Annotated in this window: 21 protein-coding genes; 9 read left to right on the forward strand and 12 right to left on the reverse strand. The window is 67.8% G+C overall.

All coding sequences use genetic code 11. The features are described from left to right. Positions 1–25 precede the first annotated feature (25 nt). The 6 genes from hemQ to hemL all read left to right on the forward strand — a co-directional run bounded on the left by hemQ (position 26) and on the right by hemL (position 6,219). Positions 26–748 (forward strand): hydrogen peroxide-dependent heme synthase, encoded by a 723-nt coding sequence (hemQ, locus tag ACPPVQ_RS01220; protein WP_426517801.1) that lies wholly within the window; start codon positions 26–28, stop codon positions 746–748. Beyond that, complete coding sequence (locus ACPPVQ_RS01225) at positions 745–1,920, forward strand: ferrochelatase (protein ID WP_426517803.1); 1,176 nt, start codon at positions 745–747, stop codon at positions 1,918–1,920. Before hemQ ends, ACPPVQ_RS01225 begins: the two co-directional genes overlap by 4 nt. Continuing rightward, complete coding sequence (gene hemC / locus ACPPVQ_RS01230) at positions 1,917–2,891, forward strand: hydroxymethylbilane synthase (RefSeq protein WP_426517805.1); 975 nt, start codon at positions 1,917–1,919, stop codon at positions 2,889–2,891. The genes ACPPVQ_RS01225 and hemC overlap by 4 nt, the downstream gene beginning before the upstream one ends. After that, a complete protein-coding gene (locus ACPPVQ_RS01235) occupies positions 2,888–3,718 on the forward strand; it encodes a uroporphyrinogen-III synthase (RefSeq protein ID WP_426517807.1) in 831 nt (276 codons plus the stop codon). The genes hemC and ACPPVQ_RS01235 overlap by 4 nt, the downstream gene beginning before the upstream one ends. A gap of 84 nt (positions 3,719–3,802) precedes the next feature. Continuing rightward, entirely contained in the window at positions 3,803–4,786 is a 984-nt protein-coding gene (gene hemB / locus ACPPVQ_RS01240; RefSeq protein ID WP_426517809.1) for a porphobilinogen synthase, read from the forward strand. Continuing rightward, complete coding sequence (gene hemL / locus ACPPVQ_RS01245; protein WP_426517811.1) at positions 4,783–6,219, forward strand: glutamate-1-semialdehyde 2,1-aminomutase; 1,437 nt, start codon at positions 4,783–4,785, stop codon at positions 6,217–6,219. The genes hemB and hemL overlap by 4 nt, the downstream gene beginning before the upstream one ends. 26 nt (positions 6,220–6,245) lie before the next feature. Here hemL and ACPPVQ_RS01250 read toward each other — a convergent pair whose 3' ends face one another. The 4 genes from ACPPVQ_RS01250 to ACPPVQ_RS01265 all read right to left on the reverse strand — a co-directional run bounded on the left by ACPPVQ_RS01250 (position 6,246) and on the right by ACPPVQ_RS01265 (position 9,931). Then, positions 6,246–6,482 (reverse strand): hypothetical protein, encoded by a 237-nt coding sequence (locus tag ACPPVQ_RS01250; RefSeq protein ID WP_426517813.1) that lies wholly within the window; start codon positions 6,480–6,482, stop codon positions 6,246–6,248. Positions 6,483–6,652: 170 nt separating this feature from the next. Beyond that, the gene (locus ACPPVQ_RS01255) at positions 6,653–7,933 is read right to left on the reverse strand and encodes a sugar ABC transporter permease (protein ID WP_426517815.1); all 1,281 of its coding nucleotides are present in this window, start codon (positions 7,931–7,933) and stop codon (positions 6,653–6,655) included. Next, the gene (locus tag ACPPVQ_RS01260) at positions 7,930–8,682 is read right to left on the reverse strand and encodes an ATP-binding cassette domain-containing protein (protein ID WP_426517817.1); all 753 of its coding nucleotides are present in this window, start codon (positions 8,680–8,682) and stop codon (positions 7,930–7,932) included. The genes ACPPVQ_RS01255 and ACPPVQ_RS01260 overlap by 4 nt, the downstream gene beginning before the upstream one ends. A gap of 166 nt (positions 8,683–8,848) precedes the next feature. Further along, positions 8,849–9,931, reverse strand: coding sequence for a sugar ABC transporter substrate-binding protein (locus ACPPVQ_RS01265; protein ID WP_426517819.1), 1,083 nt, complete (start codon positions 9,929–9,931; stop codon positions 8,849–8,851). 167 nt (positions 9,932–10,098) lie between these two features. On the opposite strand from ACPPVQ_RS01265, the gene ACPPVQ_RS01270 reads away from it, so the two are divergent. Beyond that, the gene (locus ACPPVQ_RS01270; protein ID WP_426517821.1) at positions 10,099–10,488 is read left to right on the forward strand and encodes a hypothetical protein; all 390 of its coding nucleotides are present in this window, start codon (positions 10,099–10,101) and stop codon (positions 10,486–10,488) included. A gap of 3 nt (positions 10,489–10,491) precedes the next feature. Here ACPPVQ_RS01270 and ACPPVQ_RS01275 read toward each other — a convergent pair whose 3' ends face one another. The 6 genes from ACPPVQ_RS01275 to ACPPVQ_RS01300 all read right to left on the reverse strand — a co-directional run bounded on the left by ACPPVQ_RS01275 (position 10,492) and on the right by ACPPVQ_RS01300 (position 15,174). Further along, positions 10,492–10,872 (reverse strand): DUF1304 domain-containing protein, encoded by a 381-nt coding sequence (locus tag ACPPVQ_RS01275; RefSeq protein ID WP_426517823.1) that lies wholly within the window; start codon positions 10,870–10,872, stop codon positions 10,492–10,494. A gap of 148 nt (positions 10,873–11,020) precedes the next feature. After that, complete coding sequence (locus tag ACPPVQ_RS01280; RefSeq protein ID WP_426517825.1) at positions 11,021–11,401, reverse strand: DUF1304 domain-containing protein; 381 nt, start codon at positions 11,399–11,401, stop codon at positions 11,021–11,023. Positions 11,402–11,454: 53 nt separating this feature from the next. Then, the gene (locus ACPPVQ_RS01285; RefSeq protein WP_426517827.1) at positions 11,455–12,477 is read right to left on the reverse strand and encodes an MDR family oxidoreductase; all 1,023 of its coding nucleotides are present in this window, start codon (positions 12,475–12,477) and stop codon (positions 11,455–11,457) included. 150 nt (positions 12,478–12,627) lie between these two features. Then, positions 12,628–13,470: an ABC transporter permease gene (locus tag ACPPVQ_RS01290; protein WP_426517829.1), complete on the reverse strand. Its 843-nt coding sequence runs from the start codon at positions 13,468–13,470 to the stop codon at positions 12,628–12,630. Further along, positions 13,467–14,369 (reverse strand): ABC transporter ATP-binding protein, encoded by a 903-nt coding sequence (locus ACPPVQ_RS01295; RefSeq protein WP_426517831.1) that lies wholly within the window; start codon positions 14,367–14,369, stop codon positions 13,467–13,469. The genes ACPPVQ_RS01290 and ACPPVQ_RS01295 overlap by 4 nt, the downstream gene beginning before the upstream one ends. A gap of 31 nt (positions 14,370–14,400) precedes the next feature. Then, positions 14,401–15,174, reverse strand: coding sequence for an isocitrate lyase/PEP mutase family protein (locus tag ACPPVQ_RS01300; RefSeq protein WP_426521353.1), 774 nt, complete (start codon positions 15,172–15,174; stop codon positions 14,401–14,403). A 46-nt stretch (positions 15,175–15,220) separates the two neighbouring features. Between ACPPVQ_RS01300 and ACPPVQ_RS01305 the strand changes: the two genes are divergently transcribed. Beyond that, the gene (locus ACPPVQ_RS01305; protein ID WP_426517832.1) at positions 15,221–16,633 is read left to right on the forward strand and encodes an LssY C-terminal domain-containing protein; all 1,413 of its coding nucleotides are present in this window, start codon (positions 15,221–15,223) and stop codon (positions 16,631–16,633) included. Here ACPPVQ_RS01305 and ACPPVQ_RS01310 read toward each other — a convergent pair. After that, on the reverse strand, positions 16,599–18,179 hold the full coding sequence (locus tag ACPPVQ_RS01310) for a Na+/H+ antiporter (protein WP_426517833.1): 1,581 nt from the start codon (positions 18,177–18,179) through the stop codon (positions 16,599–16,601). The two genes, ACPPVQ_RS01305 and ACPPVQ_RS01310, sit on opposite strands and share 35 nt — an antisense overlap. Before the next feature lie 82 nt (positions 18,180–18,261). After that, on the reverse strand, positions 18,262–19,158 hold the full coding sequence (locus ACPPVQ_RS01315) for a rhodanese-related sulfurtransferase (protein WP_426517835.1): 897 nt from the start codon (positions 19,156–19,158) through the stop codon (positions 18,262–18,264). A 186-nt stretch (positions 19,159–19,344) separates the two neighbouring features. On the opposite strand from ACPPVQ_RS01315, the gene ACPPVQ_RS01320 reads away from it, so the two are divergent. Further along, on the forward strand, positions 19,345–20,106 hold the full coding sequence (locus ACPPVQ_RS01320) for a polyprenol monophosphomannose synthase (protein ID WP_426517837.1): 762 nt from the start codon (positions 19,345–19,347) through the stop codon (positions 20,104–20,106). The last annotated feature ends 7 nt before the right edge of the window (positions 20,107–20,113 follow it).

Here is a 20,113-nt window from a genome sequence, read left to right on the forward strand (position 1 = left end):
ACGATTGCGAGAGAGACTGTGGGGTATGACTAACCTGGCTGCCTCCGAGGCCGGAGAGAACACCCCTGTCGACAGCCCGAGCGGATTCACTCTGTGGGCCGTGCTGCGTCGCGACCCTGCCCGACCCGACGACCTCGACGGCACCGATGTGCCTCACGCCGTGCAGGAGCTCGACGGCGTCATCGCCGATATCGAACTCGAGGGCGTCGTGACGCGCGGGCTGTACGACGTGTCCGGCCTGCGTGCCGACGCCGACGTCATGGTCTGGCTTCACGGACCTGATGCGGCGGCGCTGCAGTGGGGGCTCCGTCAGCTGCGCCGCACCCGCCTCCTGAAAGCGCTTCTCCCGACCTGGAACGCCATGGGCGTGCACCGCGACGCCGAGTTCAACAAGTCGCACGTCCCCGGGTTCCTGCGCGGAGTCGAGCCGAAGGAATGGCTCACGGTCTACCCCTTCGTGCGCAGCTACGAGTGGTACCTCCTTCCCGGTGAAGAGCGGGGGCGGATGCTCGCAGAGCACGGCCGCAAGGGCGCCGCATTCCGCTCGGTCATCGCCAACACCGTCGCCTCGTTCGCCCTCGGCGACTACGAGTGGATCCTGCCGCTCGAGTCCGACGAGCTCGTCGACCTCGTCGACCTCATGCGCGACCTGCGCGAGACCGATGCCCGCCGCCACGTGCGCGAAGAGGTGCCTTTCTTCACCGGGCGACGAGTGACCGCCGCAGAACTCGTGGAGGTCTTGCAGTGACGGAAGCGCTGACGCGCGTTCTCGGGGCGACGGATGCTGCGGCAGCCGGCCCTGAGCACGTCACTGAGCCGGTCGCCTACGACGCCATCCTGCTGGCCGGTTTCGGCGGGCCGGAAGGCCAGGACGACGTGATTCCCTTCCTGCGCAACGTGACCCGGGGGCGGGGCATCCCGGAGGAGCGCCTCGAAGAGGTCGCGCATCACTATCGCCACTTCGGTGGCGTCAGCCCGATCAACGACCAGAACCGCGAGCTGAAGGCGGCGCTCGAAGCCGAACTCGCGTCGCGGGCCATCGATCTTCCCGTCCTCTGGGGCAACCGCAACTGGGACCCGTACCTGCGCGACGCGCTGACGGAGGCGAACGAGCGCGGTTTCCGGAAAGTGCTCGCGATCGCCACCAGCGCGTACTCCTCGTATTCGAGCTGCCGGCAGTACCGCGAAGACTTCGCGCTCGCGCTCGAGGAGACAGGGCTCGAGGGCACGATCCAGATCGACAAGGTGCGCCAGTTCTTCGATCACCCCGGATTCGTGACTCCCTTCGTGGAGGGCGTGCGCCGGGCGCTCGACGAGGTGCAGGAGCGTGTGCCGGGCATCGACGCGGCGACCGAGGTCGAACTGCTGTTCACGACACACAGCATCCCGTCAGTCGACGCCGAGAAGTCGGGCCCGTCCGACCGCGGGTTCGGTGAGGGCGGCGCCTACGCCGCGCAGCATCTTGCAGTCGCAGAAGTCGTCGTGCACGAGGCCGGCGCCGACCAGGTTCCATGGCGTCTCGTCTACCAGTCGCGCAGCGGACCTCCGAGCATGCCGTGGCTGGCGCCCGACATCAACGACGCCATCGACGAGCTTCCGGCGGCAGGGATCCGCGCCGTGATCATCGTGCCGATCGGCTTCGTCAGCGACCACATGGAAGTCCTGTGGGACCTCGACAACGAAGCGATGGAGACGTCGGAGCGCAACGGTCTCGTGGCCGTGCGCGTGCCGACCCCGGGCATCCACCACGCCTACATCGCCGGTCTCGTCGACCTCGTGCTCGAGCGCAGGGACGGCATCCCGGTGGCGGACCGTCCGGCCGTGACGCCGCTCGGACCCTGGTACGACGTGTGTCGCCCGGGCTGCTGCGAGAACACGAGACTCGGGTTCAGGCCGGCCGCCGCTGGGGTCGCGCCGTGAGCGCCGCATCCGCCGCCCGCACCCTCCGCGTCGGAACGCGGGGGAGTGCGCTCGCCGTCGCACAGACGACGGTCGTCGCGAACGCCATCGCGCGGGCGACCGGCCAGGACGTCGAGCTGGTGACGGTGACGACCCAGGGCGACACGTCACGTGAATCGCTTGCGTCGCTCGGCGGAACGGGTGTGTTCGCGAGCGCCCTGCGGGACTCGCTGCTCGCATCCGAATGCGACCTGATCGTCCATTCGCTGAAAGACCTGCCGACGGGTGCGCATCCCGGACTCGTGATCGGCGCCGTCCCGCGGCGGGCGGATGCACGCGACGCGCTGTGCGCGGATGACGGGATGACGCTGGACCTGCTCCCCGAAGGTGCTCGCGTCGGCACCGGCTCACCCCGCCGCGTCGCGCAGCTGCTCGCGCGTCGACCCGACCTCGAGATCACGGATCTGCGCGGCAACGTCGACACGAGACTCGGCCGTGTGGCCGACGGCGACCTGGACGCGGTCGTGCTCGCGGCAGCCGGACTGGAGCGTCTCGCCCGCGACGATGCGATCACGGAATACTTCACGCTCTCGGATGTGCCGACCGCGCCCGGCCAGGGAGCGCTCGCGATCGAAGTGCGCGCCGGTGACGAGCGCGGTTCCGGCGCCCTCGCCAAGGCGCTCGCAACCATCAACCATGTGACCACCCACGCGGCGGTCCTGGCCGAACGCGAGGTGCTCGCGGGACTCGAAGCCGGATGCGCGGCCCCGATCGGCGCGCACGCCCAGATCGACGACGGCCTGTTCTTCCTCACCGCAACGGTCTACCGGCCCGACGGCACGGAACAGCTCACCAGCTCGCACGCCGCGACACCCGACGGAATGAACGCGCGCGACCTCGAGGTTGCCGGGCGCGACGTGGCCCAGCGCGTCGTTGCAGAACTCCTCGCAGCGGGTGCAGCCGACCTGGCCCCGCTCGGAGGCGCCCGGTGAACGCGGCGTCGGCGTCCTCCGCGTCGTCCGCGTCGTCCTCCGCGTCTGCGGCCGGCAAGCCGCTTGCGGGGTGGCGTGTGCTCGTGCCGCGCGGAGGGCCCTGGGGTGACGCCGTCGCAGCAGACCTGCGCTCCAAAGGCGCTTCGCCGATCGTCGCCGCAATGATCAACTTCGCACCGACCGCGGACGCGCCGGCACTGGATGCTGCGCTCACCTCGCTCGCGGCCGGCCGGTTCGACTGGATGACGGTCACCAGCGCGACAACGGTCGACGTGCTGAGTGCGCAGCGGGCAGTCGTCCCGGCGACGACCAAGGTCGCTGCCGTCGGCGAAACCACGGCTGCCGCGCTGACCGCAGCGGGATACCGTGTCGACCTCGTGCCGTCGGAAGAGAACTCGGCACGCGGCCTCCTCGCCGAATGGGAAGCCGCGACGCAGGGCGTCGTTCCGTTGCGCATCCTGACCCTGCGATCCGAGATCGCCAAGCCGCTGCTCACGGAAGGGCTGCGACGCATCGGGCACTCGGTCGAATCGGTGGTCGCGTATCGCACGATCGGGGTGCCGGTCCCCGAGAACGTTGCGGCCGACGTGGCCGCGGGGGCGGTGCAGGCGATCCTCGTCACGAGCGGGTCGGTTGCCGAACAGGTGCAGCTGCAGCTCGGGCCGATCCCGGAACAGACGCTGGTGGCGGCGATCGGGCCGCAGACCGCGCGGGATGCGCGCGACTTCGGCCTGCGGGTCGACCTGATCGCCGACGAGCGCACGGCGGCATCCCTGATCGAAGCCGTCGCCGGCGTCGCGCGGGCGCGCGCGCGCCTCGACCGCTGACGCCGGCGCCCTTCGGTCGCCGGCGCCTGCACAGGCTGGGAGCAGGCGCAGGATGCGGTGCCGCACCCCGCGTAGGCTTGACCGGTGAGCGAATTCACGCATCCTGTCGTCCGTCCCCGCCGTCTGCGGCAGTCCCCGGCCATGCGCCGCCTGACCGCCGAGACGCGCATCCACCCCTCTGAGCTGATCCTCCCCGCCTTCGTGCGCGAGGGCACTCCTGAGCCGCTGCCGCTGCAGTCCATGCCGGGAGTCGTTCAGCACAGCATCGACTCTCTCCGCCGGGCCGCCGCAGAAGCTGCCGAAGCCGGTGTCGGCGGCGTGATGTTGTTCGGGGTGCCAGGGAAGCGCGACGCGACCGGTTCGGCCGCGACCGATCCCGACGGCATCCTCAACGTCGCGACCCGCGCTGTCGTCGCCGAGGTCGGCGATGCGCTGGTCGTGCAGACAGACCTGTGCCTCGACGAGTTCACCGACCATGGACACTGTGGTGTCCTCGACGCCCGCGGGGTGGTCGATAACGACGCGACTCTCGAGCGGTACCGCGACATGGCGGTCGTGCAGGCAGAATCCGGGTCCGTCGTGCTCGGGCTCAGCGGCATGATGGACGGCCAGGTGGCCGCCGTGCGCGAGGCGCTCGACGCTTCGGGCCACATCGACACGGCGATTCTCGCCTACGCCGCCAAGTACGCGTCGAGCTTCTACGGGCCGTTCCGCGAGGCCGTCGATTCGCAGCTCGTGGGCGACCGTCGCAGCTACCAGCAGGATCCGGCGAACCGTCGAGAGGGTCTGCGCGAGGCGCGGCTCGACCTCGGGGAGGGTGCGGACATCGTGATGGTGAAGCCTGCGATGAGCTACCTCGACGTGCTCTCCGACGTGGCCGCCTTCAGTGATGTGCCTGTCTGGGCCTACCAGGTGTCCGGCGAGTACGCCATGATCGAGGCAGCCGCCGCGAACGGGTGGATCGACCGGCGCCGCGCGATCGAGGAGTCCATCACGGGCATCCGCAGGGCCGGTGCAGACGCTGTGCTCACCTATTGGGCGACGGAGGTGGCGCGGTGGGTGCGATGAGTGCGAGCGATGCAGCTGCGCAGGCTGCCGGTCGTCCGCAGGCTGATGCTGGTGCGCAGGCTGACGCTGCTGCGCCGGCCCAGAGGGGTGCGCAGGCCGACGGGAGTGCGCTGGCGGACGGCGCAGCGCTGGGTGACGTCAACCTGGTCGAGTTCGAGCGAGCGCGGCAGGTCATTCCGGGGGGCGTGAATTCGCCGGTGCGCGCGTTCCGGTCAGTGGGGGGCACGCCGCGGTTCATGGTGTCAGCGTGGGGCGCATACATCACAGATGTCGACGGGCGCGAATACGTGGACCTCGTCGCGTCGTGGGGTCCGGCGATCCTGGGCCATGCTCATCCCTCGGTGGTCGCTGCAGTGCAGGTGGCTGCCGCGCGCGGGCTCTCCTTCGGGGCATCCACGCCGGCCGAGACCCTCCTGGCCGAAGCGGTTCGCACGCGCGTGCCGATCGTCGACAAACTGCGGCTCGTGTCCACAGGTACCGAGGCGACGATGACCGCGATCCGGCTCGCCCGCGGATTCACCGGTCGTCCTCTCCTGATCAAGTTCGCCGGCCACTATCACGGGCACTCGGACGGGCTGCTCGCCGAAGCGGGGTCCGGCCTGGCGACGCTCGCGATGCCCGGATCCGCCGGCGTCACCGAGGCGACGGCTGCGCAGACTCTCGTTCTTCCCTACAACGACCTGCCCGCCGTCCGGGCGGCGTTCGAGCAGCACGGGCCCGACATCGCAGCGGTGATCACCGAGGCGGCCGCAGCGAACATGGGTGTCGTGCCCCCGGACCCCGGGTTCAACGCTGCGCTCGTCGACCTCGCGCACGAGTTCGGCGCGCTGGTCATCCTCGACGAGGTTCTCACCGGTTTCCGCGTCGGCCCCGCCGGCTACTGGGGACTCGACCGGTCGTACACCCCCGACCTGCTCACCTTCGGCAAAGTCATCGGCGGCGGAATGCCGCTTGCAGCCCTCGGCGGGCGAGCCGACATCATGGACTACCTCGCGCCCAACGGCCCGGTGTACCAGGCGGGAACACTGTCGGGCAACCCGGTCGCCGTCGCAGCCGGCCTCGCCACCCTCGCTGCCGCCGACGATGCCGTCTACGCGCGGCTCGACGAGACGGCCGCGATCATCTCCACTGCGGTGTCGGATGCCCTGACCGCTGCGGGGGTGGCCCACCGCGTTCAGCGGGCCGGCAACCTTTTCAGTTTCGTGTTCGGCTCTTTCGAGACGGCGCCGCGCACCTACGCAGAAGTGCAGACGCAGGAGGCATGGCGGTACCGCGCGTTCTTCCACGCGATGCTCGACGCGGGCGTCTCGCTGCCGCCCAGCGTGTTCGAGGCCTGGTTCGTGACGGCCGCACACGACGAGGCGGCCGTGGCGCGCATCCTCGACGCACTGCCCGGTGCAGCCGCGGCAGCCGCAGCGGCCCAGCCCGAGTAGGCACTGCTTCGCCGAAGCGGCGACGGCTACAGGTCGGGGTTGGCGGATGCCGTCTCCACGGTCTCGACGAACGTGTAGGTGGCCTCGTGTGGCCAGCCATCCGCATCCACCAGGGCGTACACGTCGAACGAGAGTTGCCCGCCCCCGCCGGCCGCGCGCCGAAGTGTGCGCGGCGGAGTGTCCGACGTTCCGCGCACGACCACGGTCTGCGGCTTCGCATCGCGCCTGAGCAGCCGCGCCGAGAAAGTGATGTGGCGTGCCACGGGTGTCCTTTCGTCCCTCCCATTCTGTCGTGCCTGCGACAAACGCCCTCACGGCAGGACCCAGTATTCGAAAGCGCGCACCGACGCCGGGGACACGGAAAAGGCCGGGCCCGCAGGAACCAACCTGCAGGCCCGGCCTCATCGATTACGCGAGAAGCGCGGATGCCCGGCTACCGTGTTATCGCCCCGCCCGCCCGCCGGCGCGAGAGCGCGTCGACCGTGGCCGCGAGGATCAGCACGCCGCCGGTGACGAGGAAGTTCACGCCGCCGGGGAGGTTGAGCAGGCCGAGGCCGTTGGTGATCACAGCGATCACGAGCGCACCGATCGCTGCGTGGATGAGCCGGCCACGTCCACCGAAGAGGCTCACGCCACCGACGACCGCTGCTGCCACACCGCTCAGGACGATGTCGCGTCCGAACGCCGCATCCACTGACCCGACCTTGCTCGCGCTGAACAGACCGGACACGACGGCCAGCGTGGAACAGACCACGAACGCCGCCCACTTGATGCCGACGACCTTGATTCCGGAGCGGCGTGCCGCCTCAGCGTTGCCACCGACCGCGTAGAGGTAGCGGCCGAATCGCGTGCGGTCGAGGACGAACGTTCCGACCCACAGGATCGCGAGAACGATCGGCACCACGATGGGCACACCCGATACCGCGAGGAAGCCGGTGCCGCGGTTCTGGTTGAGAAGACCCACGACGAAACCACCGATGACGGCGATGACAGCGAGCCGGATCCAGAGCAGTGTGATCGTGCGGCTGGGAACGCCGGCCCGTGCGCGGCGGCGGCGGTCGATCATGGCCTGGCTGAACGTGATGAGGAGGATGATCACGAGCATGACCCAGCCCGCCCACGGGGGCATGTTGCTGTTCTGGATCGCGAGCACTTCGGGCTGCTGGATACGGTAGAGGCCGCCGTTACCGATGATGATCAGCTGGAGGCCCTGGAGGCCGAGGAACAGGCCCAGAGTGACCACGAACGATGGGACCCCGACTCTGGCGACGAAGAACCCGATGAAGAAGCCGATCACGACACCGGAAAGGAGCGCGATGATGAGCGCGAGAATCCAGTTGAGGTTCATTCCGCCCGGGTCGGACAGGACGACGAAGAGCGACATCGCGACGCCGGACGTAACGCCGGCTGACAGGTCGATCTCGCCGAGCAGGATGACGAACACGAGAGCCATCGCCAGCATGACGAGCGTGGCGGCCTGGGTGAGCAGGTTGGCGAAGTTGCGCTCTGTCAGGAAGTACGGGCTCAGGATGGTGAAGAGGATGCTGAGCACCACGAACCCGGCGATCGCGGGAAGCGCGCCCATCTCGCCGCTGCGCACGCGCTGGAGGTAGGCGACCGCCTGGTCGCGGAGCGAGCCGTCCTGCCCGCTTCCGATGAGATCGGGGGTTTCTGTCTCCGGTGCAGGGATCTCGGATTTGGCGGTGACGCTCATGCTGTGGCTCCCGTGTAGGTCTTGCTTCCAGTGATGTAGCCGACGACATCGTCGCTGTTCGTCTGGGATGTCTCGAGTTCTGCGACCATCTGGCCGAGGTAGAGGACGCTGATGTAGTCCGCGACCTGGAAGACGTCGACGAGGTTGTGACTGATCATGAGGACGCCGACACCGCGTTCGGCGAGGCGCTTGACGAGAGAGAGCACCTGTTCGGTCTGTGCGACACCGAGGGCCGCCGTCGGCTCGTCGAGGATGACGACCTTGGCTGATTTCAGGACCGATCGAGCGATGGCGACGGTCTGTCGCTGGCCACCGGAGAGCGACGAGACTTTCTGCCGCACGGACTTCACAGTGCGGACGGAGAGCGACCGGAGCGTCTCCGATGCCTCGCGTTCCATCTTGCCTTCATCGAACGTGCCGAGTTCCGTCTCCTCGCGGCCGAGGAACATGTTCTGCACGATGTCGAGGTTGTCGCAGAGCGCGAGGTCCTGGTACACGACCTCGATGCCGAGGTGGGAAGCCTCGCGCGGGTTGTGCAGCGCGACGACTTCGCCTTCGAACTTCACGACGCCTTCGTCATAGGGCTGCACGCCGGCGAGGCCCTTGATCAGAGTCGACTTACCGGCACCGTTGTCGCCGACCAGAGCTGTGATCTTTCCCGGGTAGACCTTGAGTGACACGCCCTTGAGGACGCTCACCGGGCCAAAACTTTTCTTGACGTCCGTCAAATCGATGATCGGCGAATCCATTTGCGTTCCTTTGCTCGGGGCGCCTGTGTCCCAGTTGCGTACTCCATGACGAGTCTGCCACGGCTGTCCAAGGAAGAAAGCTCCGCGTCAGGGTTCATTGTGAACCTGACGCGGAGCCTTCGGTGGGATCGACAGTCCGCTAGCGGGCTCTCATTTCCTTATTCTGCTATTTGACGCCGTACTTCGTGCAGGCTGCGGCAACCTCTGCGGTGCAGATGTCCGCGGCCTTCGCGTCGCCAGCGGTGACGACCTGCTCCACCTTGTCAGGCGTGATCAGGATCGGCGTGGTCGCGATGAACGGCTTGCCGTACAGCTGCTGCGATGTCGGCGGCTTCTTGCCCTTCAGGAGCGAGATCGCCAGCGTCGAGGCCGCGTCGGCTTCCAGCTTGAACGGCTTGTAGACCGTCGCGGTCTGCTTTCCGAGCAGCACGTTCTGCAGACCGGCAGTGGAGGCGTCCTGTCCGGAGACGGGAACCCTCAGGTGGTTCTTGTCGAGAATCGTGATGACGCCGGCAGCGTTGGTGTCGTTGGCGACCCAGACTGCGTCGACCTTGCCGCCCAGGCCGGTGAGAGCCTGCTCGAAGTTGGTCGCCGACTTCTCGCCGTCCCAGACACCGGTCGGCTCCGCAGCCGGCTTGATGCCCGCAGCGCTCATGACCGCAACCGCTCCGTCGTGGAACAGCTTCGCATTGCCGTCAGTCGGGTCGCCGCCCATGTAGACGACCTTCGCCGTCTTCGGGTCCTTGCCGGCAGTCTTGAGACCGTCGACGATCGACTGTCCTTCGAGCGCGCCGACCTTGGTGTTGTCGAACGACACATAGTAGTCGGCCAGCATCTGCGGGGCGGAAGCTGTGCCGGTGGTGATGGGGCGGTCGTAGGCGATGACCGGGATGCCCTGCTTCTGGGCCTTCTGGGTCACAGCGACGGCTGCACCGTTGTAGTCGACGAGGATCATGACGCCGCAGCCCTTGGTGAGCTGCTGGTCGGCGATCGTCGCGTACTTGTTCGGGTCGCCCTGGGCGTTCTGGATGTCGGCGGTGAAGCCGGCGTCGGTGAATGCCTTGTCGAGGGCGGGACGGTCACCGTTCTCCCAGCGCGGCGACGAAGCCGAGTCGGGGAGGATGACACATGCTCGGCTTGCTGTGGTCGAGGTCGAGCCTGAACCGCTACCGGATCCGCTGCAACCGCTCAACAGCAGTGCTGTTGCGGCAGCGGCCACCGTGATGGGAATCCATGAAGATTTCTTCACTTCGAAACCCTTTCTTCTTTGAAGGAGGACACTCCTCGATGGCCACGCTCGGCTGTGAGCGATGGCTTCTAAAGTTTGGGCCAAATTGGTGACATTGGCAACATACTTGCGGGTAACGGTTCGGTAACCCTGTCTGGCGTGAGTTCGCGACCGGGCAGACTAGGACCATGGCCGATTTGCACGTTCACCCCGACCGACTGGAGATCCGGCTCACACCTGCTGAAAAGGCGCTCGCGTTCAGGCGGGTCGACCTCGTGATCCCGCGGGACAGCATCCGGTCGGTGGCGATCACCGACGACCCGTGGATCTGGATCAGGGGGGTGCGTTCGCCCGGCGCCGGCGTGCCGCTGACGCTGGCGGTGGGAACGTGGAAGTTCCACGGAGGCAAGGATTTCCTGATCCTCAAAGGCAAGCAGCGCGCGGCCGTCGTGCTCGACCTCGAGGGCGAAGAGTATGCCCGGGTCATCGTGTCGACACCGCACGCGGCGAAGCTGATCGAGGCGCTCAGAGTGGTCGACGACGCCGGCCAGCGGGATGGGGGCGAGAGAATCGAGTGATTCTCACGCCAGCATGAAGCACACCAGTCCGGCGAGTGGCAGTACACCCTGGGTGAGAGCTGCTCGCGTATAGATGCGGCCGGTCGTCAGCAGCACGACGGATGCGAGCACCATGCAGGTCGCGCTGAAGAACACCAGGCCGAATCCGACATCGCGCAGCGTCGTCCAGTAGAGCACGAGGCCCACCGCGGCCCCACCGGCGAGGAACAGGTTGTAGAAGCCCTGGTTGTATGCCATCGGCCGCACGATGTCGGCGTCGCCCTGGGAGCGGATCCCGAATCGGCGCCAGACCTTCGGTGACGACCACATCACGCTTTCCATCCCGAAGATCCCGAGGTGGACGATGGCGGCGGCCGCGATCAGGATCGATCCGATGATGGCCATGGTGTGAGCATACGCTCGGCGGTTACAGTCCCGCCGAGCACAGGAAAAGACACCCCAGATCGCGAAATCGGGGTGCTTTTTCCTGTGCTCGACAGGCCCGTGGGCGAGCGGGCGAGCGGGCGAGCGGGCGAGTGGGCGAGCGGGCGGGTCAGCTCAGGAGGATGAGGACGAAACCGATGAGGGGCAGGACGCCCTGGATGAGGGCGGCGCGCACGTAGCCCCTGCCGGTGGTGACGAGCACGACCGCGGCGAGGACCATGCTGCCCGTCGTGAACAGGATGAGCGCGAGGCCGGCCGAGTGCATCCCGATCCCGTAGAAGATCAGGCCGAGAACCGCACCGATCGCGAGGAACAGGTTGTAGAAGCCCTGGTTGTATGCCAGCGGTTTCGTGGTCTCGGCGGCCTCCTGGCTGGCGACCCCGAAGCGCTTCCAGATCGCAGGACGCGTCCAGCTGACGCTCTCCATGATGAAGATGCCGACGTGGAGCGCGGCGGCCAGGGTCACGAACACGGTGGCAAGAATGATCATGCCGCTCATGCTACCGACGCCTCGCCCCCGCAACCCGGACCATCAGGCGGCGTCTACGCGCGCACGTCGACGACGGTGCGGCCGCGGACGCGACCGGCGAGGATCTCCGCAGACATCGGGACGGCGTCGGCGAGCGGGATGGTCGTCGTCATCTCGGCGAGCAGTGCGGGATCGAGGTCGGTCGCGAGACTCGCCCACGCCGCTTCGCGCTGGGGGAGAGGGGCATCCACCGAATTGATGCCGACAAGGGTGACGGCGCGCAGGATGAACGGCATCACCGTCGCAGGCAGGTCGCCGCCCTGTGCGAGCCCGCACGCGGCGACGGTGCCGCCGTACACCGTCTGGGCCAGCGCGTTCGCGAGGGTGTGGCTACCGACCGCGTCGATCACCCCGCTCCACCGCTGGCTCTGCAGCGGCTTTCCGGGGTCGCTGAGTTCGGCCCGGTCGATGATCGCGGTGGCACCCAGACGGCGCAGATAGTCGGACGCTTCGGCCACTCGTCCTGTCGATGCTGTGACCGGGTAACCCCTTTTCGCGAGGATGGCGACGGCGACCGACCCGACACCGCCTGCGGCGCCCGTGACGAGGATGCTCAACCCGGCATCCTTCGTCGCCGACGGGCTCACGCCGTTCCGCTCGAGCGCCAGCACGGCGAGCATGGCCGTGAAGCCGGCCGTGCCGATCGCTGCCGCCTGTTCGCTGGTCAGGGCATCCGGAACACGCACCAACGACCCGCCGTCCACGCGAGCCCGCTCCGCAAGGCCGCCGTGATGGCGCTCGCCGATGCCCGAGCCGTTCAGCACCACCCGGTCGCCGGGGGACCAGCGGGGGTCATCCGATGCTTCGACCGTTCCGACCAGGTCGATCCCGGGGATGAGGGGGGAGGTACGGGCGACCCCGGGCCGCCCGGCGATGGCGAGGCCGTCCTTGAAGTTGAGGCCGGAGTATTCGACCGCGATCGTCACATCCCCCGGCATGAGGAGGGCGTCGGTGAGGCGGCGCACCTCGGCAGTGTGGGCGAGGATGCGGCCTGACTCCGTCTCCTGTTCGATCACGATGGCGCGGAACTCAGTCATGGGGTTCAGGGTACGCGGTCGTCGGCGGCCGGGCGCGGCCGGGCGGGGCCGTGCCCGCCACCTTGCGTCATGCCCGCCACCTCGAGCGGGCGGGCATGTCCCGAAGTGGCGGGCACGGGCGAGAGCCTCGGCAGCGTAGCGCGCAGCGCGTCAGCTGATGTCGCGACGCCAGCTCACGAAATACCCGGCGATCACGAACACGGCGGCATATGCGGCAAGGACGAGCCCGCCCTGCCACCAGTCGAGTGCCGCCGCCGTCGCTGCGGCCGGTGACGAGATCGTGAACACGCTCGCGCCGACGAGCGCGTCGCTGGCGGCCCCCGGCAGGAATTTGCCGATGTTGGCTGTGACCTCGGAGAACGACGTCGCCAGGCGCAGGAGTGGTTCCACGAACTGCGTGAACGCCAGCACGATCACGATGGTGGCGACCTGGTTGGGCACCAGCGTGCCGAGCCCGACGCCGATGAGCGCCCAGAGGGCCATCGCAAGGATCGATCTCCCCACCTGCGCCCAGGTCGCCGAGTCGCCGAGCGCCGTGTCGACGCCGGCGATGGAGAGGGCGAGCGCGCCGATACCGACGGCGGCGATGAGTGCGACGACTCCGTAGAGCGCACCGACGACGAAGGTGGAGGTGACTTTCGCCCCGAGCACCTGCCCGCGCCGGGGGTTGGCGAGGAACGTCGGTGTCAGTGTCTGGTGACGGTACTCACCCGTGGTCGCCAGTGCGCCGAGAAGCACCGGGAACACGTAGCCGACGGATGTCGCGAAACTGTAGACGACGGGCGCCAGGTTGTGGAAGATCGCGGCGGCCGCGGCTCCGTTTCCGCCTCCGCCACGCGAGATCTTGCCGGTCGAGATCAGCCCGAACAGCGTGCCGAGTCCTCCCGAGATCAGCCCGATGTAGAGGAAGAGCACGATGGCGAGCAGCCACCACATGCGTGTCGTGCCGATTTTCGTGAATTCCGAGCGCACACCGGCGATGAAGGCGTTCACAGCGAGCCTCCTTCGCCGACGAGTGAGAGGAACGATTCCTCGAGGCCGGATCGATGACGATGCAGCGAGCTGAGCTCGATGGCTGCGACGTACGCGACGTGTCCGACCTGGGCGGGTTCGGCATCCTCGACGAGTACGCCGCTGCGCAGCTCAGAGACGGTGAAACCGGATGCGCGGAGAGCAGCGATCAGGGCCGGCCGGTCCGGCGATTCCACGATCGTCTGCGGTCCGCCCGCCGGGTCGAGGCTGGCGAGGGTGCCGCGGTGCACGAGCTCGCCCTTCGCGATGATGACGACCTCGTCGACGCTCTGCTGCACTTCGGACAGCAGATGCGAGCTGACCAGGATCGTGCGGCCTTCGTTGGCGAGTTCGCGCAGGAAGAGCCGGATCCATTTGATGCCCTCGGGATCGAGGCCGTTGATCGGCTCGTCGAGCACGAGCACTCCCGGGTCGCCCATCAGCGCGAACGCGAGGCCGAGCCGCTGCCGCATGCCGAGCGAGTATCCCCCGACGCGCCGGTCGGTGTAGTCGGTGAGTCCCACCTTGTGCAACGCGGTCCCGACACTCTCCGGGGCGAGGCGGGCGGCCTGGGCGTACACGCGCAGGTGGTTGCGCGCGGTCCGTCCCGGGTGGAAGCTCGCCGCCTCGAGCGCAGCACCGACCGATGTCAGGGGCGACGGGAGGTGGGCGTACGGCACTCCGCCGAAGGTGGCGGTTCCCGCAGTCGGCGTGATCAGGCCCAACAGCATGCGCAGGGTCGTGGTCTTGCCCGCGCCGTTCGGCCCGAGAAAGCCGGTGACCCGGCCGGGCTCCACGGTGAAGCTCAAGTCACTGACGGCGGGGACGGGGCCGAAGTGTTTGGTCAGGCCGGAAATCTCGATCGGTACGCCGGTCGGCAACGGGGAACCCCTCTCGGTCCGGGCGACCCGTTCAGTTCAGGATGCGGGTGCTCGCCGCCAGCGTACCGCCTGCGTACAGCGATTCAGCGGCATCCGCCAGCGCGGTGAGTGCAACGCGTTGCGACCAGGGTCCGTACGAGACCCGGGCGACACCGAGCCGTTCGAGTTCAGCAGGAGGAACCGACCCCGGATGCCCGATCACGCTGAGTTTGCGCTCGCCGATTCCCGAGACCAGCCGGCCGATGGTCTCGGCATCGAGTCGCCCGGGAACGAACACGCAGGTCGCCCCGGCGTCGAGGAAGGCCTTGCCGCGTTCGATGGCGTCGGTCACGTTCTCGTCGACGCTGCGTGCGGTGCCGCGCAGGAACGCATCCGTTCGCGCATTGAGTGCGAAAGGCACGCCCTCGGCCTCGGCCGCCCCGACGACCGTGGCCACGGCGGCGACCGACTCGTCGAAAGGTTTCAGCTGGTCCTCGAGGTTCATGCCGACGACACCGACCCCGATCGCGCGCCGCGTCGTCTCGCCGGCGTCACCGTAACCGGCCTCGAGGTCGGCGGTGACGGGCAGCCCGGTTGCCGCGACGACCCGAGCGACCGCTTCGATCATGAGGTCGCGCGGGATGTGTTCGCCGTCTTCGAAGCCGTACATCGCGGCGATCGAGTGACTGGCGGTGGCGAGGGCGCGGGTCTGTGGAAGGTCGGCGATGGCGCGGGCGCTCGCGACATCCCACACGTTCACCAGCTGCAGAAGTGCGGGGTCGTCGTGCAGGCGACGCAATTCGGCGCCCTTCTGCTCGATGCTCATCGATGGGCTCATGGCTCGAGCCTAAATGCAGGCATACGATGAGGCCATGCCGCGGACGCCGGTAGCCAAGACCCGGACGCATGTCCTGCGTTCCCGGTCGCCGCACGTTGTCGCGGACAGTCTCTTCTTCGTCTTCGGCGGTGTTTCTGCCGTCTGGCTGGCCATCATCGTCCTGACCGAGAGCTTTCGGTGGGGCTGGTTCCTCATCCTCTTCTTCCTCCTGTTCTGGGTGATGCTCGCCTACCTGGTGCTGCCGCGACTGCACCGCATCCTGACCTCGATCTACGTGCCCGACTACTTCATCGGCCGCACGCGTACGAGCGACGGCCTGCTCGGCGACCCCATCAACCTGGCCCTGAACGGCTCGGACGCGCAGGTGGATGCCGCCATGCGACGGGCGAACTGGATTCGCGCCGACGAGGTGACCCTCGCCAGCAGCAGGCGCATCATCACCTCGACCCTGTTCCGCCGGAGCTACGACGAGGCGCCGGTGAGTCCCCTCCTCCTGTTCGGCCACCAGCAGGACCTCGCGTACCAGCAGGAGGTGCAGGGCAACCCGGCGAAGCGGCACCATGTGCGGTTCTGGCGCACCCCCGACGGCTGGCTGCTACCGGGCGGCCACCGCGTCGAATGGCTGGCCGCGGGCACCTTCGACCGTGCTGTCGGCTTCTCGCTGTTCACGCTGCAGATCACGCACAAGATCGACGCCAACACTGATGTCGAACGAGACCACATCGTCTCGACGCTCACAGCGGCGGATGCGGGTGTCGAGGTCGACGTGCTCCGCGACTTCTCGACGGGCTACCACGCGCGCAACGGCGGCGGCGACACCATCGAGACCGACGGGGACCTCCCGGTGGTCGACGTGCGCGCCGTCATCGTCGGCAAGGAGTCGCTCGATGTGGCGGCCGAGGTGGCCGCAAGCAGGCTCGCGCGCACGCAGGAGAGGCCCATCCCGACGTCCCTCGGTTTCCTGCTCATGCTGCTCCGGGTCGTCGCTGGGCTCGTCTTCATCGGGCTGACCGCCGTGGACTTCCGTGGCTTCCTCGAGGCAGAGGTCTTCTCGCAGACCTCTTCGATCACGCCGGAACAGCAGACCGCAGCGACCTGGATCGTCGCGATCTTCCTGGCTGTGGTCGGACTGTGGCTGCTGCTGTACCTGTGGATGGCGATCCTCGTCTACCGGGGGAGCGACCGCGCCCGGGTGATCGCGATGAGCCTCAGCAGCCTCGCGATCATCGTGACGGCCGTCGATTTCTTCACTCGCGACGCCCCGATCAACCTGCAGAACAACATCCTCGGGCTGCCCCTCGACATCCTCGTGGTGCTTGCGCTCTCCAGTCAGCGCTCGCGGGACTGGGCGCGGCGGGTGCGGGCGAAAACATCGCAGCCCTCGAAGCCGTCGAAGGCTGCGAAGGGTGGGGTCAGTTCAGCGGCTTCTTCGGCCCCGACGACTTGAGCGCCGACTCTTCGGCGTCCAGGAACGCCAGCACCGAACGCACCGCCAGCTCCTGGTAGCGCCCCTCCGACCGGGCGTCGAGCACCGCCGAGCGCTCAGCTTTGATCATCGACCGGCGCAGTCGCATATAGGCGTAGGTCGCATCCTCGTTCTCCGACGGGGTCGGGTTCTCGAGCGCGTCGGCGAGGAACACCGCGTTGATGCGCAGGCGCTCGATCACGCGCTCGTCCTCGTCGCCGGTGACCTCCTGCTCCAGCTTCGCGAGACCCGCCGTCTGTGCTTCGGCGAGCAGGCGCTGCATCTCGCCGGACTCCTGCTGGAAGTCGGGCGGCGGCAGCCTCAGGCGGCGGATGACCCAGGGGAGCGCCAGCCCCTCGAGGAGGGTGCCGACGACGACGATGAAGGCGAGGAACTGCAGGAACGCCCGGTCTGGGGTCTGCGGCGGAAGCAGGAAGACGGCAGCCAGGGTGACCACCCCTCGGATGCCGGCGAACGATACGGCGATACCGGTCGACCAGTTCCAGCCGCGCTCACGCAATCGCTGGGGTCCGTACCGGTACAGGGCGGTGGTGAGCACCATCCAGACGAAGCGGGCGATGAAGAGTGCGAGGAGCACGACGACTCCCGCGACGATCGTGCGCCCTGCGGTGATGCCCGAGGTGAAGGCTCCCGACGCGATGCCGGCCAGCTCGAGGCCGATGAAGAGGAAGACCGCGTTCTCGAGCAGGAACGAGATGGTGCGCCAGTTGATCGTCTCGGCGATGCGCGCCTCCGCGGTCTGGATCGTCGGCGAGCGGTAGCCGAGGAAGAGACCGGCGACGACGACCGCGAGGAATCCGGACCCGTGCATGAACTGGGCAGGGATGAATGCAAGGTAGGGCGTGATCAGGCCCAGCGAGGTGTCGAGCACGGGTGCACGCAACTGCTTGCGGATCGTTGCGAGCACATAGCCGACCACCAGGCCGACAGCCACGCCGACGACGACAGCGAGAACGAAATCGGTAGCGATCGCGATCGGATTGACGACGCTCACGATGGCGGCGATCGTCGCGTTCAGCGCGACGAGGGCGGTCGCGTCGTTCAGCAGGCTTTCGCCCTCGAGCACAGTGACGAGACGTCTCGGCAGTCGCAGTCGCCCGGCGACCGCGGTCACGGCGACCGTGTCCGTCGGCGCGACCACCGCACCGAACGCGAAAGCCGCCGCGAGAGTCAGCGTCGGGACGACCAGCCAGGTGGCGAACCCGACGACGATGACCGTGAACACGACGAGCCCGACCGACAGCAGGAGGATGCCGTCGCGGCGGGCCCGCACATCGACGAACGAGGTCTGGATCGAGGCTGCGAACAGGAGGGGAGGGAGCAGCCCGTAGAGGATGAGCTCAGGCGACACCTGCACCTGCGGCACGCCGGGAATGAACGAGACGACCGCGCCGACCGCGACCAGTACGACGGGAGCAGACCATCCCACCCGGCGCGAAATACCGGTGACCGTCACCGTCACCAGCACGAACGACACGATCCAGACGATGGTTGCGACCGGATCCATGCTGCCCATGATGGCCGCAACGCGCGCCGGACGCTATTGCTTCCGCCGGAATGCGCCCTGCTTTCCGCCGACAGCGATCAGTTCAGGCGGTGACCGGATGCGCGGAGCAGCGCGCGACATCGGCATGCGTTTCGCACACCACGAGTTGTTCGCGGCACGACGCGTCGGCGCAGTTCTGCATCCGCTTGGTCGCTGTGCCGCACACGGCGCAGTGGCCGAGCACGGCCGCGTGGTCGGTGAAGTCCACCGAGCCGCGCTTGTCGAACACGTACAGTGAGCCCTCCCAGAGGCCGTCGTCGCCGAACTCTTCGCCGTACCGGACGATGCCGCCGTCCAGCTGGTAGACCTCACCGAAACCGTGGGACTTCATCAGCCCGGAGAGCACCTCACAACGGATCCCGCCCGTGCAATAGGTGACGACCGCCTTGTCCTTGAGGTGGTCGTACTTGCCGCTGTCGAGCTCAGCCACGAAATCGCGGGTGGTGGACACATCCGGAACCACCGCATCCCTGAACCTGCCGATCTGCGCCTCGAAACGGTTGCGACCGTCGAAGAAGACGACATCGTCGCGGCTTTCGACGAGCGCTTCGACGTCACGGGGCTGCAGTTTCGCTGCGCCACCGACGACACCGTTTTCGTCAACGGTCAGCTCGCCGGGGGCACCGAAGCTCACGATCTCGTCGCGCACCTTCACGACCAGCTTCGGAAAGTCGATGCTGAGGCCGTCGTCGTCGAGTCCCGTGCCTTCGCTCCACTTCACGTCGAGGTGCTTGAACGCCGGGTAGTCCTTCGTCTTGCGCAGGTAACGCTTCACGGCCGCGAGTTCGCCGCCGATGGTGCCGTTCAACCCGTCCTTCGAGATGAGGATGCGCCCGCGCAGGCCGAGCGACTCGCAGAGGTCGCGCTGCCACAGTCGGATCGCGTCAGGATCGGCGAGCGGCGTGAAGACGTAATAGAGCAGGATCTTCGGAACGGACACCGCACCATGGTAGGCGGGGACGGCTGAGAACACTCTCAGCGGCCTTTCTCGCGGGGGAGGGGGAATGCACAGAATCCCACGATGTGATGGAAGAAGTCGGCGACCGGACTCCATCGGTTCAGAGAAATCGGGGATGCTGGAAGAATGCCATTGTCGCGCCGCGGGAAACGTAAGGAGAGGGATGCCATGAGCACGCTCGTCATCATCCCCACTTATAACGAGCGCGAGAATGTGGCGTCGATCGTCGGGCGGGTCAGGACCTCCACCCCCGACGTCTTCGTCCTGGTCGTCGACGACTCTTCGCCGGACGGAACCGGGGACATCGCGGATGCGCTGGCCGCCGCAGACGACCACGTGCGGGTGCTCCACCGTGCCGGCAAAGACGGACTCGGTGCGGCCTACCGCGACGGCATGCGCTGGGCGCTGGCCGCCGGGTACGACCGGATCGTCGAAATGGATGCCGACGGCTCGCACCGCCCGGAAGAACTCCACCGCCTGCTTGCGGCGATCGAGTCCGCCGATGTGGTACTCGGTTCGCGCTGGGTGCCCGGCGGCGGCGTCGAGAACTGGCCGGCGAGCCGGCGGATGCTCTCCCGTGGCGGCAGCGCATACTCGCGCCTCCTGCTCGGCGTTCCCGTCAAAGACGTGACCGGCGGCTATCGTGCGTTCACGGCGGAAGCACTGAAGCGCATCCATTTCAGTGACGTCGCGAGCCAGGGCTACTGCTTTCAGATCGACATGCTCCGGCGGGCATATGACGAGGGCCTCCGTATCGTGGAGGTGCCGATCACGTTCGTCGAACGGGAGCACGGCGCCTCGAAGATGACGACGGGCATCGTCGTCGAGGCGATGCTGCGCGTGACCGGATGGGGAATCACCGGGCTCCCGCATCGGTTCCGCCGGCGAGCGGAACCGACGACGCCGGTCGAGGAGACCGTCGGGTTGTAGCGCCGTT

The sequence above is a fragment of the Leifsonia sp. McL0618 genome (genome assembly GCF_049994905.1).
Taxonomy (GTDB): Bacteria; Actinomycetota; Actinomycetes; order Actinomycetales; family Microbacteriaceae; genus Diaminobutyricibacter.